Annotated in this window: 1 pseudogene; it reads left to right on the top strand. The window is 57.0% G+C overall.

Annotation, left to right across the window (positions count from 1 at the left end):
- A pseudogene (locus PMI18_RS00005) lies at nt 1-365 on the top strand (aconitate hydratase); the annotation flags it as partial.
- Nucleotides 366-586: the final 221 nt, after the last annotated feature.

The raw sequence follows: 586 nt of genomic DNA on the forward strand, positions 1-586 counted from the left end.
CCGGCTCGAGCCGCGACTGGGCGGCCAAGGGCACCAATCTGCTGGGCGTGAAAGCAGTCATCGCGGAAAGCTTCGAGCGGATTCACCGTTCCAACCTGGTGGGCATGGGCGTATTGCCGTTGCAGTTCAAACTGGATCAGAACCGCAAGAGCCTGAACCTCACCGGCAAGGAAACCGTGGACATCCTTGGTCTGACCGGCGTCGAACTGACTCCGCGGATGAACCTGACCCTGGTTGTCTCCCGTGAAGACGGCAGCAAGGAAAAGATTGAGGTGTTGTGCCGGATCGATACGCTCAACGAGGTGGAATACTTCAAGGCCGGCGGGATTTTGCATTATGTGTTGCGGCAATTGATTGCCTCGTAACAGCCTGCTGACAACGACACCGCCTTCGGGCGGTGTTTTTGTTTACGCGGTGTACGTCTCTATAATCGCGCGCCCATTTGTTTTGTGTCGATCACAGGACAAATGTGGGAGCCCTGTGGCGAGGGGGCTTGCCCCCGTTGGGCTGCGAAGCAGTCCCAAAATCTCTGATGTACCAAAAATCTTGTGAGTGCTACGCACTCAAACGGGGGCAAGCCCCCTCG

Origin of the sequence: Pseudomonas sp. GM102 (assembly GCF_000282555.1) — a bacterium.
Classification (GTDB): Bacteria; Pseudomonadota; Gammaproteobacteria; order Pseudomonadales; family Pseudomonadaceae; genus Aquipseudomonas.